Below are 15,376 nucleotides of genomic sequence, written 5' to 3'. Positions count from 1 at the left end.
CCTTCAGGCGGGGCGGCCCCGGGCCCGTCGGCCGCACCGGCCGACGGGCCCGTTCCCGCGGGCCTACGCTTGCCTCATGCCCGTGGCACGGACGAGAAAGACCAAAAACAATAAGAAAAGCAACAAAAGGCGCACCCCGGGTGCCCCCGGCGCCTCAGGGCCGCAGGCCGCCCGGCCGGTCGCGAAGCGCCGCAAGCTCGCCGCCGCCCTGCTGGCCGCGGTCCTCGTGAGCGTGCTGATGGTCGGCGTGCTCTCGGCGATCGGCTCGCCGGGCGGGGACGAGGAGAGCGACGCGCAGGAGCAGGGGGAGATCCAGCCGCTGCCCGAGGGGCATCCCGCGCTCGACCTGGCCCGCCGCGACGCGGACGACCCGCTGGCCGCGGGCCCGGCCGACGCCCCGGTCGTCATGATCGAGTACGTGGACTTCCAGGACGCGTTCGCGGGCATCCACGCCCGCGGGACGCACGGCGAGCTGGTCGAGGAGTACGTCGAGACGGGCGTGCTGCGCATCGAGGTCCGCAACTTCCCCATCAACGGCCCCGAGTCCGACGCCGCGGCGCGCGCCGCCTGGGCCGCGGGGCAGCAGGACCGGTTCTGGGAGTTCCACGACGCGGCGTTCGCGGAGGAGTTCCACCGGGACAGCGGGCGGTTCGACGAGGACGGCGTCCTCGCCCTCGCCGAGGCGGCGGACGTGCCGGACCTGGAGCGCTTCGAGGCCGACATGGCATCCGAGGAGGCGGGGGAGGCCGTGGGCCGCGACGCGCAGGAGGCGTACGACCTGGGCGTCACCTCGACCCCCTCGTTCCTCATCAACGGTCAGGCGCTGCACGGCGCGCGGTCGGTCGACGAGTTCCGCGATGTGATCGACCAGCTGTACGAGGCCGCGGAATAGTCACAGATAGCACAGGAACGATCATTCTAACGCCCGCCCGCGGCGGGTGACATGGTCAGCATCCGCCACTTTCTGCGGGATTGGCACCAATCCCGGTCGGACGGCCATGACCACGGGCGCGCCCGGTTTAGCGTCCTGCTCCATGGCCCAGCATCGAAAGCAGCGGCTCGGGCGGCTCCGGCACCGGCGCGTCCACCGAAAACCCGTGCCCGCCGCCCTCCGCGCCGCCGCCACCCTGACCCTGGCCGGTGCCGCGTCGGCCGCCGCGTTCGACGGTGCCGCACTCGCCGACCCCGAGCCCACCCTCGCCGAAGTCGAGGAGCGCGTCGACACGCTGCACCGCGAGGCCGAGGAGGCGACCGAGGCGTTCAACGCCGCCACCGAGGCCGCCCGCCAGGCCGAACAGGACATGGACCGGCTCCGCGACAGCGCCGCGCTGCGCACCGAGGAGCTGAACACGGCCCGCGACGCCCTCGGCTCGCAGGCGAGCGCCGAATACCGGGCCGCCGGGCTGCCCGCCGCCGTGCAACTCGCCCTGTCCGCCGACCCCGAGGTCTTCCTGCACCGCGCCGGTGTCGCCCACCGCAGCGGCGACCGTCAGGCCCGCGCCGCCCTCGGCATCGAGGAACGGCTGCGCGCCGTCGAACAGTTGCGCGCCGAGGCCGCCGAGCGCGCCGAAGCGCTCGCCGACGCCCAGGACCGCGCACGCCGGCACCGCGCGGTGGTGACCGACCGGCTCGCCGAGGCCGAGGACCTGCTGGCCACCCGCACCGCCCGCGAACGCGAGGCCCTGCTGCGCGAGGAGGGCACGGGCGGGACCACCGCGGCGAGCGGCGAACGCGCCGGCCGCCCCGCCACCGCGCCGAACCGGCGGGCCTCAGCCGCCGTCGCGTTCGCCTGGGGCCAGTTGGGCAAGCCCTATGGCTGGGGTTCGGCAGGGCCCGACGCCTACGACTGCTCCGGCCTGACCCAGGCCGCCTGGCGCGCCGCGGGCGTCTCGCTCCCCCGCACCAGCTACAGCCAGGTCTCGGCCGGCACCCGCGTCGCGCGTGACGAGCTTGCCCCCGGCGACCTTGTGTTCTACTACTCCGGCATCAGCCACGTCGGGATCTACGTCGGGAACGGCCAGATCGTGCACGCCTCCCGCCCCGGCACGCCGGTCCGGCTCGCCCCCGTCGACTCCATGCCCTTCGCCGCCGCCACCCGCCCCGGCTAGGCCCCCCGGGCGCTCCCGGTTCCTTTTCCGCGGCCCGAGTTGACGCGTCGGTGGCGGGCCCGTGGTGGCGGCCTTGCGGTGGCGGCTCACCGTGGCAGACTGGCCGACCCACCGGTCCCCCACCGATGCAGAAAGGCCGGACCCCCCATGTCCGTGACCCAACAGCTGGGCGGCCGCGGAGCCCACGGGCGCCTGCCGGGCGCCGGCGCTCCGGGCGGCGGCCCCCGGGAGGCCGCCGCCCGGTACGCGGTGCTGCCGCTGCGGCTCTTCCTCGGCCTCACCTTCCTCTACGCCGGCATCGACAAGTTCACCGACGCCGGACCGTTCAGCAGCGCGATGAGCACCGACGCGATGGAACAGATGCTCCGCTTCTCCCGCGAGGACGCGGCGGCCGGCTGGCTCGCCGACCTCGCCCTCGACCATCCGGGACCGCTCCTCGGCGGCGCGGCCGTCGCCGAGATCGCGGTGGGCGCGGGCGTGCTGTTCGGGCTGCTGACGCGCTTGGCCGCCGCGGGCGGCGCGCTGCTGTCGTTCTCCTTCTGGCTCACGGTCAGCTGGAACGCCGACCCGTACTACTTCGGACAGGATCTGCCGTACCTGTTCGGCTTCGTGACACTCCTGCTCGCCGGGCCAGGGCCTTTCGCCCTCGGCCGCCTCCTCAGCGCGCGTCAGGCCCAGCGGAACCGGCGCCTGTTCGGCTGACGTCCGGCAGGTCCCGCGGCTCGTCCCGCGGCTCGTCCCGGGGCCGGCCCCGCGCCCGCCGCGCCGCCATGGCCGCGACGGCCACGCCCGCCGTGCACAGCAGCGCGGCGGGCAGCAGCGCGAACAGCACCGGCAGCGGCACGTCGCCCCGCCCGGCGGCGTCCACCAGGTACACGCACGCCACGCCGATCAGCGCCACGCCCAGCACCAGTCGCGCCGGCTCGAACCGGTGCCGCCAGATCCGCCCGTTCCCGCTCATGACCGCTCCACCGCCACGTGTCCGATGCCCATGTCCAGCCACAGCTCCACGTCGCCGCCCGGCTCCGCGCCCGGCTCGGCCGGATAGCTGCGCGTGCGCTCCTGGCCGAGCCCGCCCCAGGAGTCCTCAAGCCCCTCCCACGTGCCGGAGGCCGGCGACTGGTAGGTGAACGCGCCCGCGTCGATCTCCGTGTGCACCGTCACCTCCGCGCCGCGCGGCACCAGCACCCGGATCTGCCCGGCCCCGGCCACCACGGTCGTGCTCAGCGTCTCCCCCTTGTCCAGCTCGAAGCCGGTCAGGTCCAGCTCGCCGTCGCCCGTGCCCAGCTCGTACCGCTCCGTCACCGCCGCCGCGGACTCCGGCCGCCACTGGGTGCCGACCCAGCTGGTCGTGATGTTGTCCGGCAGCACCGAGGCGCCGGCGAGCAACGCGCCGGTGAGGATCACCGCCGCGACCGTGCCGCCGCCGAGGCGGCCCACGAACGCGCTCACCACGAAGCCGACGCCATAAACGATCAGCGCCGCGGACAGGCCGATCACCAGGGTCGTGCCCAGCGGCTGGTGCTCCCACGCCACCGCGGAACCGACCAGGCACGCGCCCGCCGCCAGCAGGAACAGCAGCCCGCCCAGCCGGAGTTCACGCGGCTCCGCCGGCCGCCGCGGCGCCGGCGGCCCGGCGGCCGAGGGCGACGCGGGCGGCACGGTCGGCGGATAGTCGCCCGGCTCCGCGTCCTCGGGACCCCACAGGTAGGGGCGCCGCCACCCCGCGCCCCCGCCCTGCCACCAGGACGGGCCGAGCGGCGCGGGCGGGGCCTGAGCCTCCGGCGGCGCCTCCGCGACCACCTGCGCGGTGGCCGCGTCCCCCGGCTCGCCGCCCTCCCCCGCGCCCTGCGACTCGCTGCGCCGCCGCGACCAGTACGCCGCCGCGGCCAGCGCACCGAGCAGCATGACGGAGAACCAGGTGGAAGGGCCTCGGTTGCCGAGCGACGCGAGCAGCAGTCCGCAGCCCGCGACGATGAACAGCAGCGCCGTCAGCCCCGGGCCTTCCACCCGGCCGGACAGCAGCCGGCGGCCCTCGTTCTCCTCCTCCCGCTCGAACGGGATCAGCAGCCACGCGATCCCGTACGCGACGAGCCCGAGACCGCCGATGACCGACAGCACCGCGAGCGGCACGCGGAAGATCACCGGATCGAGGTTGTAGTACCGGCCGAAGCCGCCGCACACCCCGCCGACCACCTTGTGCCGCCGGCTGCGGGACAGCCGCGTCGCGGCCGCGGTGCCGGGCGGCGGCTCCGTCGTCAGATCGTCGGTCATGCCCACCATGGTGACGCAGGCGCGCCCCGGCGTGACCCGGGTACGTCCCCCATCGGTCCCTGACGTCTCCTCCGGGTCGCCCCTGATGACCCGCCGCGCCCGGTCGTGTGACGATCGGGTCATGACGACCGCGACCCCCACCGGCGCCGCCCTGGACGAGGCGCCGGTGCGCAAGCTCTACCGCAGCGTCGAGGGCCGCTGGCTCGGCGGCGTGGCGCAGGGGCTCGCGGGGCATCTGGCGCTGCCCGTCTCCTGGGTGCGGCTGGTCTTCTTCGCGCTGATGCCGGCGAACGGGCTCGGCGTGCTGCTGTACGGCATCTTCTGGTTCGTCGTGCCGCTGGGCGCACCGCAGGCGGCGCCCGCCGCGCCCGTCCGCAAGAGCCTGCTGCGCCGGCCCGACAAGGGGCAGATCTTCGCGTTCCTCGTGCTCGCCGCCACGCTGGGCGTGCTGGCCGCCAACGTCCAGTTCCCCATCCAGGACGGCTACCTGTGGCCGCTGCTCATCATCGGCGTCGGCGCGGCCGTGGTGTGGCGGCAGGCGGACAACTCGCGCCGCGCGCACTGGGCCGAGGCGACCCGCCGCAGCCGCTGGCTGCCGCTGCTGCGCAGCGCGGCGGGCGCGGTGCTGGTGTGCCTTGGCGTCGGCAGCTTCGTCGTGGGCCGCAGCGCCTCGGAGTCGACACAGAGCCTGAGCCTGGTCTTCCAGGCGTCCGTCGCGCTGCTCGTCGGCATCGCGCTACTCGTCGGGCCCTACCTGGTGCGCATGGTCCAGGACCTGTCCCAGGAGCGCACCATGCGCATCCGCGCGCAGGAGCGGGCCGAGGTCGCCGCGCACATCCACGACTCGGTGCTACACACACTCACGCTGATCCAGCGCAACGCGGAACGTCCGCGCGAGGTCGCCCGCCTGGCCCGCGCGCAGGAACGTGACCTGCGCGCCTGGCTGTACAAGTCGGCGGAGGCGCAGGAGGTGGCCGAGGAGGAGGACGAGCCGCAGACGTTCGCCGCCGCGATCCGCGCGACCGTCGCCGAGGTGGAGGACCACCACGGCGTGCCGATCGAGGTCGTGTGCGTCGGGGACTGCCCGGTGGACGAAGCCCTGGGCGCCCAGTTGCAGGCCGCCCGCGAGGCAATGGTGAACGCCGCCAAGTACGGTGGCGAGGGCGGACCCGTGCGGGTCTTCGCCGAGGTCGAGGGGCGTACTGTCTTCGTGTCGGTGCGCGACCGCGGCCCCGGCTTCGACCCGGACTCGGTGCCGGGGGACCGGATGGGCGTGCGCGAGTCCATCATCGGCCGCATGCAGCGCAACGGCGGCTCGGCGCGGGTGCGTTCCACCCCCGGCGAGGGCACAGAGGTGGAGCTGACGATGGAGCGAGCGGAATGAACCCGACATCCGAGGAGCGCAGGGCCCGCGTGGTCCTGGTGGACGACCACCGCATGTTCCGCGCCGGGGTGCAGGCCGAGATCGGCCGCACCGAGGAGACCGGCGTCGAGGTGGTCGGCGAGGCGGGCGACGTCGACCAGGCGGTCACCGTGATCAAGGCGGCCCGCCCCGACGTCGTTCTCCTGGACGTGCACCTGCCGGGCGGCGGCGGGGTCGAGGTGCTGCGGCGCAGCGCGGAGCTGATGTCCGCGGCCGAGGACCCGGTGCGCTTCCTGGCGCTGTCCGTCTCCGACGCGGCGGAGGACGTGATCGGCGTGATCCGCGGCGGCGCCCGCGGCTACGTCACCAAGACCATCACGGGCGCCGACCTGGTGGACGCCATCTTCCGGGTCGCGGAGGGCGACGCGGTGTTCTCGCCGCGGCTGGCCGGCTTCGTGCTGGACGCGTTCGCGTCCTCGGAGGCGGCCCCGGTGGACGAGGACCTGGACCGCCTGACGCAGCGGGAGCGCGAGGTGCTGCGGCTGATCGCCCGCGGCTACGCGTACAAGGAGGTCGGCAAGGAGCTGTTCATCTCGGTGAAGACGGTGGAGAGCCACGTCTCCGCGGTGCTGCGCAAGCTCCAGTTGTCAAACCGCCACGAGCTGACCCGCTGGGCCACCGCACGCCGCCTGGTGTGACGCCGCCTGGTATGACGGGCGAACCGGCCGCGGGGCCGCTCACTCCCACTCGATGGTGCCCGGCGGCTTGCTGGTGATGTCGAGTGTGACGCGGTTGACGTCGCGCACCTCGTTCGTGATGCGGGTGGAGATCCTCGCCAGCAGGTCGTAGGGCAGGCGGGACCAGTCCGCCGTCATCGCGTCCTCGGACGAGACCGGCCGCAGCACCACCGGGTGGCCGTAGGTGCGGCCGTCGCCCTGGACGCCGACGCTGCGCACGTCGGCGAGGAGCACCACCGGGCACTGCCAGATGTCCCGGTCGAGGCCCGCGGCCGTCAGCTCCTCGCGGGCGATCGCGTCGGCCGCGCGCAGCACGTCGAGGCGCTCCCTGGTGACCTCGCCGATGATGCGGATGCCGAGCCCCGGCCCCGGGAACGGCTGCCGGTGGACGATCTCCTCCGGCAGGCCCAGCTCCTGTCCGACCATCCGCACCTCGTCCTTGAACAGGCGGCGCAGCGGCTCGATCAGCTCGAACTCCAGGTCCTCCGGCAGGCCGCCGACATTGTGGTGCGACTTGATGTTCGCGGCGCCGGTACCGCCGCCCGACTCCACCACGTCCGGGTAGAGGGTGCCCTGTACGAGGAACGCGACGTCCTCGCCCGCCGCGCCCGCCTCGGCGACCAGCTCGGCCTGCGCCTGCTCGAAGACCCGGATGAACTCCCGGCCGATGATCTTCCGCTTCTCCTCGGGGTCGGTGACCCCGGCGAGCGCGCCGAGGAACCGCTCCGAGGCGTCCACGACCCGCAGCCGCACCCCGGTGGAGGCCACGAAGTCCTTCTCCACCTGCTCCGTCTCACCCCGGCGCATCAGCCCGTGGTCCACGTACACGCAGGTGAGCTGGTCGCCGATGGCCCGGTTGACCAGGGCGGCGGCGACCGCGGAGTCCACGCCGCCGGACAGCGCGCAGATCGCGCGCCTGCCGCCGACGCGGGCGCGGATCTCGGCGACCTGCTCCTCCACGATGCTGCCGGTGGTCCAGTCCGGCGCGATACCGGCGCCGCGGTACAGGAAGTGTTCGAGCACCTGCTGCCCGTAGGTGGAGTGCATCACCTCGGGGTGGTGCTGCACGCCGTACAGCCGCCGTTCGTCGTCCTCGAACGCGGCCACCGGAACGGTCGCGGTGGCGGCCGTCACGGCGAAGCCCGCGGGGGCGGCCGAGCAGGCGTCCCCGTGCGACATCCACACCTGCTGCTCGGCGGGCGTGCCCTCGAAGAGGGTCGAGGACGGCCGGGACACGCTCAGCGCGGTGCGCCCGTACTCGCGGGCGCCGGTGTTGTCGACCGTGCCGCCGAGCGCCTGCGCCATCAGCTGGAAGCCGTAGCAGAGGCCGAGCACCGGGACGCCCGCCTCGAACAGCGCGCGGTCGAGGCCGGGTGCGTCCTCGGCGTAGACGGAGGAGGGGCCGCCGGAGAGGATGATCGCGCGCGGCTTCCTGGCCAGGATCTCCGCCACCGGGGTGGTCGAGGGGACGATCTCGCTGTAGACCCGGGCCTCTCGCACCCGGCGCGCGATGAGCTGGGCGTACTGGGCGCCGAAATCGACGACGAGAACGGTGTCGGTGTCCGTGTCTGCCACGAAAAAGCTGCCTTCCTTGCCTTCCCCGGTGCGTAGGGAAAGTCTACGGGCCCGCCGCGGCTTGGCCGCACGCCGCGGAGGCTGGCATACTCGCGGGCATGCGTCACGACGTGCGTTTCCGCTCCTTTACCTATGGCACCGGCCCGGCCGGCTGCCGCAAGGAGCGCTGCGCACCTCACTGACCAGCGACTTTCCCAGCGAACGCCCCGGGCACCGCTCTTTGCGGCCCGGGGCGCATCCGTTCCGCGGGCGGCAGCCGGGCCGGGGCACCCACCACCACCCCACCAGGAGACCCGCATGACCACCAGCGAGAGCACCACCGCCGAGCACGCCACCGCCGAGCACACCATCGCCGACGCGCGCGGCCGGATCGACGCCCTGGACGACAGCATCATCAGCCTGATCAAGGAACGGATCTCGGTCTCGGAGCAGATCCAGGCCACCCGCATCGCGGCGGGCGGCCGCCGTGTCCACCTGGCCCGCGAGATGGAGGTGCTGCGCCGGTACCGGGACGGCCTCGGCGCCCCCGGCACCGGCCTGGCGATGACGCTGCTCGACCTGTGCCGCGGCCGGGTCTGACCGCCCCGCGGCCGGCCCGGCGGCGCGCGTCGCGCACCAGGGCGCACCGGAGCGCGAAGAGTCACCCGTCCGGAGCGTGACCGGCCGCGGAGGGCTTCGTTGAAGGGATTGTCCCCGGGGCGATGAGGCGCCCCGGTCCCCGCGGTGTGGCGGGGGCCGCGCGCCGTGGGACCTCGCCCCGGTGCGGTGGCCGGGCAGCAGGGGACAGCAGGCCGGTCACGTCCTGGCGGGCGGCCGGTTCCCGGGACGCCGGGAGCCGGCCGCCGCGCTCACAGCCCCGACGACCAAGACCAGCCAGACCTGTTGGCGGACCACGGCGCACCCCCTCCAGTGGTCCGGCCAACGGCAGCGGTGCCTACCCCCGGGCACCGCTTCCCAGCACCGGCGCCGCCCTGTCGCCCGTGCTGCGCGGGAGCCCCGGCCTTCGTTGGCCGGGGCTCCTCGCCGCGGAACCCCCGTCGCACCTGCGTGTTTCCGTGGCTGTTTCGTGATCGGGCCGTGCACAACCTCAGGGCCCCGCCGCCTGTCATATCAGGAGTAACCGGTTCTGGCCCGAGGGGCCCGCACAGACCGAAGGGGTCCGCTCCCATTCCCCCGGGGAGCGGACCCCTTCTTCGCCGTGTCCTGCCGCGCCGCGCTACGCGGTGTCCGCGGGGCGCCGCGGCACCTCGGGGACGGGCAGGACGACGGTGGTGCGCAGTTCCCCGAACGCCCCGCCGGGCACGGCGGGCGCGCGGGGCGATACGGGCGGGAGCGTCGTATAGGCGGCGCCCTGTCCTGGCCTCGGGTCGGGCTCGCCCTTGTTGGGCCACAGCGCCATCGCCCGTTCGGCCTGCGCGGTGATGGTGAGCGCCGGGTTGACGCCGAGGTTGGCGGACACCGCGGAGCCGTCGACGACCGAGATCCCGGGGTGCCCGTGCAGCCGGTGGTACGGGTCGACCACGCCGTGCCCGGCGTCGGCGCCGATGGGGCAGCCGCCGAGGAAGTGCGCGGTCAGCGGGGAGCCGATCAGCTCGCCGACGTTCGTGCCCGCGAAGCCGTTGATGTCCTCGGCGAGCCTGCGGGCGGCCTCGGCCCCCTCGGGTATGTGGTCCGGGTTCGGCGCGCCGTGTCCCTGCCTGGCCGACAGGGTGCCCTTCCCGAGCCCGCGCCGCTTCCGGAACGTGGTCAGGGAATTGTCGTGCGTTTGCATGACCAGGCCGATGATGGTCCGTTCCGACCATCTCCGGTTGGACATCGATATCAGGAACAGCAGCGGGTGGCGCAACGACGTCAACGCGTACGACAGCGCCCGCGGCAGGCCGCCCCTGGGGAACTGCTCGATCGACAGGAACCCCATCGCGTTGGAGCCCTTGCCGTAGCGCACCGGCTCGATGTGGGTGTGCTCGTTCGGGTGAACGGACGAGGTGATGGTGACGCCGTGCGTGAAGTCGGGCTCCGCGTCCGGGCCGTGCCTGGCGCGGTAGCGCCGCGGGCTCGTGCGGGCGCCGACCAGCGCCTCGGAGTTGGTGCGGGTCAGCGTGCCGAGCCGGTCGGATATGCGGGGCAGCGCGCCGCTGTCGCGCATGCGGTGCAGCAGCGTCTGCGTGCCGTAGGTGCCCGCCGCGAGCACGACGTGCCGCGCGCGCAGCGTGCGCCCGCGGCGCCGCCGCCCGCGCGCCGAGGCGTCGGTCGGCACGGCGGTGACCAGGTGGCCGTCCCCGCCGGGCAGTTCGGTCACGGCGGTCACGGTGGTCAGCGGGTGGACCTCGGCGCCCGCGCGCTCGGCGAGGTACAGGTAGTTCTCGTTCAGCGTGTTCTTCGCGCCGTGCCGGCAGCCGGTCATGCACTCGCCGCATTCGGTGCAGGCCCGGCGGGCAGGCCCGGCGCCGCCGAAGTAGGGGTCGGGCACCTCGCCGCCGGGGCCGGCCGCGGCGGTGCCGTCACCGTCGTGCTCGTCGCCGAAGAAGACGCCGACCGGCGCCAGGTGGAACGTGTCGCCGCAGCCCATCTTCTCGGCCGCCGCCTTCAGATGCCGGTCCACCGCGGTGACCGTCGGGTTGGTGCGGACCCCGAGCATGCGCGCGGCCTGGTCGTAGTACGGCGCCAGCTCCTGCCGCCAGTCGGTGATGCCGCGCCACTGGCGGTCCTCGAAGAACGCCACGGGCGGCACGTACAGCGTGTTCGCGTAGTTGAGCGAACCGCCGCCGACGCCCGCGCCCGCGAGGATCATCACCTTGCGCAGCAGGTGGATGCGCTGGATGCCGTACAGCCGCAGCCGCGGCGCCCACAGGTAGTTCCGCAGGTCCCAGGAGCTTTTCGGCAGGTCGGCGCGGGTGAAACGACGGCCGGCCTCGAGCACCGCGACCCGGTAGCCCTTCTCGGTCAGCCGCAGCGCGGACACCGCGCCGCCGAACCCCGAGCCGACGATCACCACGTCGTAGTCGAAGTCCTGCGCGTCGCGTCCGTCGTCGCGTGTCATCAGCGGAACCTCAGCGTCTTGAGCGCCCGCAGGGAACGGGTCATCAGCTCGGCGTAGCGGCGGTCGTCGAGGCCGAGCGAAGGCGCCATCGGCAGCAGCCGCTGCTGGGCGACCGTCTGCGACTCGGTGTACTTGAGGATGCCCTCCGCGCCGTGGCGGCGGCCGATCCCGGAGTCGCCCATGCCGCCCATCGGCGCCTGGATGCTGCCGTAGGCCGCGGCGTACGCCTCGTTGATGTTGACGCTGCCGGTCCGCAGCCGCGCCGCGATGCGCCGGGCGCGCCGCGTGTCCCGAGACCACACCGAGGAGTTGAGGCCGTACCTGGTGGCGTTGGCGCGGGCGACCGCCTCCGCCTCGTCGGCGAACCGGTGGACCGAGACGACCGGGCCGAACGTCTCGTTCTCGCACACCAGCATCGACGGCTCGACGCCCGCCAGGACGGTGGGCTCGTAGAAGAACGGGCCCAGGTCCGGGCGCGGCTTCCCGCCGGTGAGCACCTCGGCCCCGCGTGCCACGGCGTCCTCGACGTGCCGCACCACGGTGTCCAGCTGCCGCTGGGAGGCCAGCGAGCCCAGGTCCGTGCCCCAGTCGAGCGGCGCGCCGAGCCGCAGCGCCCCGACCCGTTCGAGGAAGCGCGCCAGGAACGCGTCGGCCACGCGCTCGTGCACGAGCAGCCGCTCCACGGAGATGCACAGCTGCCCCGCGGAGGCGAAGCAGGCCCGGACCGCCCCGGCCGCGGCCTTGTCGAGGTCCGCGTCGTCGAGCACCAGCATGGCGTTCTTGCCGCCGAGTTCGAGACTGGCGCCGATCAGGCGGGCCGCGGCCCGCTCGGCCACCTCGCGCCCGGTTCTGGTGGAGCCGGTGAACGTGACGTAGTCGGCGTGCCGGACGACGTGCGGGCCGACGACCGGGCCCTCGCCCAGCACGATCTGCCACACCTCGGGCGGCAGCCCGGCGTCGATCAGCTGCGCCCGCGCCCACAGCGCGGTCAGCGCCGTCTCGGTGTCCGGTTTCATCACGACGGCGTTGCCCGCGGCGAGCGCGGGCAGGGCGTCGCCGACGGACAGTTCGAGTGGGTAGTTCCACGGCGAGATATGGCCGACGACGCCCCGCGGGTGGCGCAGTTCGCTCACCCGCGTCAGCACGGGGATCGCCCCGGCGTGCCGCCTCGGCCGGAGGTAGGCGGGCGCCCTGCGGCCGTAGTGCCTGGCGGCCATCGCGACCGCCTGCACCTCCTCGTGGGCGTGCAGCCTGGCCTTGCCCGTCTCCAGTTGGATCAGATCGAGGACGAGCTTCTGACGGCGCAGCAGCAGGTCGTGGAAGCGCAGCAGCACGGCGGCCCGCTGCCGCACGGGTCTCGCCGCCCAGGCGGGCTGGGCCGCTCTGGCCCGCTCGAAGGCCAGGGCGACGTCGTCCTCCGTGGCCTCGGGCAGTTCGGCGAGCCGGTCGCCGGTGAGCGGCGAGTGGCAGGCCGTCCTGCCCCGGCCGATGACGCCCCGGGTCAGCTGTTCCACCAGATCCTCGGTGACCACGCGCGGCGGGCGGGCCGGGGAATCGGACTGCACTGTCGTCATAGCCGGAGAGTACGACCGTCCGACCACGGCTGACTACCTATTGGTAACCGGTTTTCGCCAGCGAACACTGGCACGAATCCCCGGGCCGCGGCGCCCCGTTCAGCCGCCGGCACGGTAGCTCTCGGCCACGACGTCGTAGATCTCGCCGAGCCGGTCCCCCTGGTCCGCGGGGCCGCGCACCTGCACGACGTGGTAGGCGCCGTCGATCAGGAACGCCCGGTTGTGCGCCACCCGGTCACCCTGGTCGTTCCGCCAGGCGAAGACGCCCTCCGCCCACAGGATGTCGCCGACCCGCGTCTCGTACAGGTGCTCCGCCGACCTGAACTGGTAGGCGCGGTACTCGGCCAGCTCCGGCTCCTGCCCCATCTGGTAGTCCCTGGGCTCCTCGGCGAACTCGCCGACCCGGTCCCGGCCCGGCACCACCAGGACTTCCAGGCCGTCCCCCGCGTAGATGATCTGGCCTTCCCCGTTCTCGCCCTGCCGCTCCCACCCCTCGGGAACGGTCAGCGCGAACCCGGCCTCGTCCTCCTGCACGACGTAGCCGTCCGGCGGCGGCGCGAGCTGCTGGTCCTCCTCCGCGGGCGAGGGCTGCGTGGCGTCCTCGGTGGGCTCCGGCGCCGGGTCCTCCTCCTCGACCGGCGGCGACTCGTCCGCCGTCGGGTCGCCCCCCGGCTGCGCCTCCGGCGCCCGAGGCGGCGGCGCGGCGCCGCGCGTCGTCCCCTCGTCCGACATGAACGCCAGCACCGAGGCGACCGCCCCGGCCAGGCCGAGCAGCACGAGGACGAGCATCGCCCGGCCGAGGCGGCGCGGGCTGCGGGGGCGCCGCGGGCGCCGGCGCGGGCCGACCAGCTCGCCCCGGCGGCGCAGGATGGGCAGGCGCCGCGGGTCGGCGGGCCGCCCCGGTTCGAGCGCGGGCGGGGCCGTCACCGTATTGCGGCCCACCTCGGGCTCCGGCGCGCTGCGCAGCAGCGACCGCAGCCAGCCCCGCAGATCCTCGGCGCGCGGCCGGTCGGTCGGGTCCTGCCGCAGCAGCGACTCGATGATGGGGCGCAGGGCGCCGCAGTCCTCGGCGAACGCCGGCTGCTCCGCGCAGACCGCCTGCGTCAGCTCCGCCGCGTTCTCCTCCGGATAGGGCGGATGCCCCTGAACGGCTCGGAACAGCAGCGCGCCCAGCGCCCAGAAGTCCGCGGGCGGGCCGACCGGCGGGGCGAGCCGCCAGTTCTCGTACACCGGCCCGGCCTGCTCCGGCGCCCAGCGCTCGGTGACGGCGCCCACGGTCATGATGCGCGCCTGCCGCGCACGCTCGGCGGCCAGCGCCGTGTCCGGGCCGCGGTAACGGGCCCCCGCGCGCCGCACGGCGGCGGCGGGCACCGGCTCACGCGCCGGCTCCGGCTCCGGCCGGGGTGGCGGCGGCTCCTGGCCACGCTCCTGGCGGGGCACCGGCTCCCAGCCGGTGCGCACCGGGTGCGTCGGCCGCCCGGTCCCCGGCACATCCGTCGGCCCGGTGGAAGGACCGTTGCCGCCGCGGCGCGCCGCGCCCGCCTGGGTACCCGCCCGGTAGGCGGCGATGGCGCCGCTGCGGGCGGCCCGGTCCGTGCCGCCCGGCCGCGCCGTGTCGTCCCCGCGGCGGGCACCGCCCTCGAAGTCCCAGGTGGCCGGCAGCTGGTCACCACTGCCCGCGTGCCCCACGTGCCCCACGTGCCCCGCGTCCGGCGGCCGTTCGTGCGGCTGCTGGGGCGCCCCGCCCTGCTCCCGCACCCGCTCCACGAGCCCGGCCGCGCCGCCAGGGCCCGCCGGGCCGCCGTCGTCCTGCTCGTCGACGCGGGGCATGCTCCCGGTGTCCCAGCGCCGGTACGCCTCCGGCCCGAACGGCTGCGCCTCGAAACCAGGCGGCAGCCCGCCCTGCTCCCGCACCCGGGCGGCCAGCTCGCCGTGCTCCGACGCCCGGCCCTGGTCCTGCCAGGGCGCACCCGGCTGCGGGCCCCGCGGAACCTGCGGCGGCAGGGCCGGAGGCGGGGACGGGGACGGGGACGGCGCGGGGGCCGCGGGCAGCGCGGGCTCCCGCGCCGGCGCGAACGTGTCGGGCACGCCCGCGGGCAGCGGGTCGTAGCCGCACAGCGCCTCCTCCGCCGCGCCCGCCGCGAGGCCCGTCAGCACCGCGCGGCCGTCCTCGCAGATCAGCACCGTACGAGCCGTGACGTTCCGGTGGGTCCAGCCGTGCGCGTGCACGATGCGCAGCGCCGCCAGCAGATCGGCCGCCACCTCGGCGGCCCGGAACGGGCCGAGCCGCTCCTCCGCCAGCACCGCGGCGAGCGGCCGGGCCGGTACTAACTCACTGACGATCCACAGGCCGTCGCCCTGCACGAAAACGTCGAAGACCTGGTCGAGACGCGGGTGGTCCGGCACTCCCGCCGCCGCGACCGCGGCCTCCACCGCCCGCCGCACCACCGGATCATCCGGTGTGCGCGTGGCGGTCTCCTCGTGGCCGCGCGCCACCGGCCGCACCCCGCGGCCGTCGTCGTCGAGCGTCTCCGCCTCGACGACCTCGGGCAACGGCACCTGGCGCACCAGGACTTCCTGCCCGCTCGCCGTGTCGAAGGCCCGCGACTCGATCAGCTCGAACTCGTCAGAAGGAGTCCTCGGAAGCCGATAGCGATTGGCCAGCAGCCGTCCCGCGTAACTGTCCACGATGCCTCCCCACCGCG

At 74.8% G+C, this 15,376-nt stretch carries 11 protein-coding genes and 1 pseudogene; 6 read left to right on the top strand and 6 right to left on the bottom strand.

Annotated features, from left to right (window positions below; all coding sequences use genetic code 11):
* The first annotated feature begins 76 nt into the window (after positions 1–76).
* From RM779_RS13735 to RM779_RS13725, 3 genes are all read left to right on the top strand, one after another.
* Positions 77–892, top strand: coding sequence for a DsbA family protein (locus RM779_RS13735; RefSeq protein WP_311617953.1), 816 nt, complete (start codon positions 77–79; stop codon positions 890–892).
* Positions 893–1,034: 142 nt separating this feature from the next.
* Entirely contained in the window at positions 1,035–2,108 is a 1,074-nt protein-coding gene (locus tag RM779_RS13730; protein ID WP_311617952.1) for a C40 family peptidase, read from the top strand.
* Positions 2,109–2,255: 147 nt separating this feature from the next.
* On the top strand, positions 2,256–2,810 hold the full coding sequence (locus RM779_RS13725) for a DoxX family protein (RefSeq protein ID WP_311617951.1): 555 nt from the start codon (positions 2,256–2,258) through the stop codon (positions 2,808–2,810).
* Here RM779_RS13725 and RM779_RS13720 read toward each other — a convergent pair.
* Together RM779_RS13720 and RM779_RS13715 are read right to left on the bottom strand one after the other, a co-directional pair.
* Entirely contained in the window at positions 2,767–3,069 is a 303-nt protein-coding gene (locus RM779_RS13720; RefSeq protein ID WP_311617950.1) for a hypothetical protein, read from the bottom strand. The two genes, RM779_RS13725 and RM779_RS13720, sit on opposite strands and share 44 nt — an antisense overlap.
* Entirely contained in the window at positions 3,066–4,382 is a 1,317-nt protein-coding gene (locus RM779_RS13715) for a PspC domain-containing protein (RefSeq protein ID WP_311617949.1), read from the bottom strand. Before RM779_RS13715 ends, RM779_RS13720 begins: the two co-directional genes overlap by 4 nt.
* A gap of 121 nt (positions 4,383–4,503) precedes the next feature.
* On the opposite strand from RM779_RS13715, the gene RM779_RS13710 reads away from it, so the two are divergent.
* Both RM779_RS13710 and RM779_RS13705 read left to right on the top strand, forming a co-directional pair.
* A complete protein-coding gene (locus tag RM779_RS13710) occupies positions 4,504–5,766 on the top strand; it encodes a PspC domain-containing protein (RefSeq protein WP_311617948.1) in 1,263 nt (420 codons plus the stop codon).
* Positions 5,763–6,443, top strand: a complete 681-nt coding sequence (locus RM779_RS13705) for a LuxR C-terminal-related transcriptional regulator (RefSeq protein WP_077059487.1) — start codon at positions 5,763–5,765, stop codon at positions 6,441–6,443. The genes RM779_RS13710 and RM779_RS13705 overlap by 4 nt, the downstream gene beginning before the upstream one ends.
* A 39-nt stretch (positions 6,444–6,482) precedes the next feature.
* On the opposite strand, the gene guaA is transcribed toward RM779_RS13705, so the two are convergent.
* Entirely contained in the window at positions 6,483–8,057 is a 1,575-nt protein-coding gene (gene guaA / locus RM779_RS13700) for a glutamine-hydrolyzing GMP synthase (RefSeq protein WP_077059488.1), read from the bottom strand.
* A gap of 288 nt (positions 8,058–8,345) precedes the next feature.
* On the opposite strand from guaA, the pseudogene RM779_RS13695 reads away from it, so the two are divergent.
* Positions 8,346–8,636, top strand: a pseudogene (locus RM779_RS13695) (chorismate mutase); the annotation flags it as partial.
* Positions 8,637–9,273: 637 nt separating this feature from the next.
* On the opposite strand, the gene RM779_RS13690 reads toward RM779_RS13695, so the two are convergent.
* The 3 genes from RM779_RS13690 to RM779_RS13680 form a co-directional block, all read right to left on the bottom strand.
* Positions 9,274–11,097, bottom strand: coding sequence for a GMC family oxidoreductase (locus RM779_RS13690; RefSeq protein WP_311617946.1), 1,824 nt, complete (start codon positions 11,095–11,097; stop codon positions 9,274–9,276).
* Positions 11,097–12,671 (bottom strand): succinic semialdehyde dehydrogenase, encoded by a 1,575-nt coding sequence (locus tag RM779_RS13685; RefSeq protein ID WP_311617945.1) that lies wholly within the window; start codon positions 12,669–12,671, stop codon positions 11,097–11,099. Before RM779_RS13685 ends, RM779_RS13690 begins: the two co-directional genes overlap by 1 nt.
* Before the next feature lie 99 nt (positions 12,672–12,770).
* Positions 12,771–15,359 carry a protein kinase family protein gene (locus RM779_RS13680; protein ID WP_311617944.1) on the bottom strand — a complete coding sequence of 863 codons (2,589 nt, stop codon included), beginning with the start codon at positions 15,357–15,359 and terminating at the stop codon, positions 12,771–12,773.
* Positions 15,360–15,376: the final 17 nt, after the last annotated feature.

It is taken from the genome of Streptomyces johnsoniae (assembly GCF_031845565.1).
GTDB lineage: Bacteria > Actinomycetota > Actinomycetes > Streptomycetales > Streptomycetaceae > Streptomyces > Streptomyces johnsoniae.
Note: the sequence above shows the minus strand (reverse complement) of the source record. Positions and strands in the feature narration are given on the sequence as shown.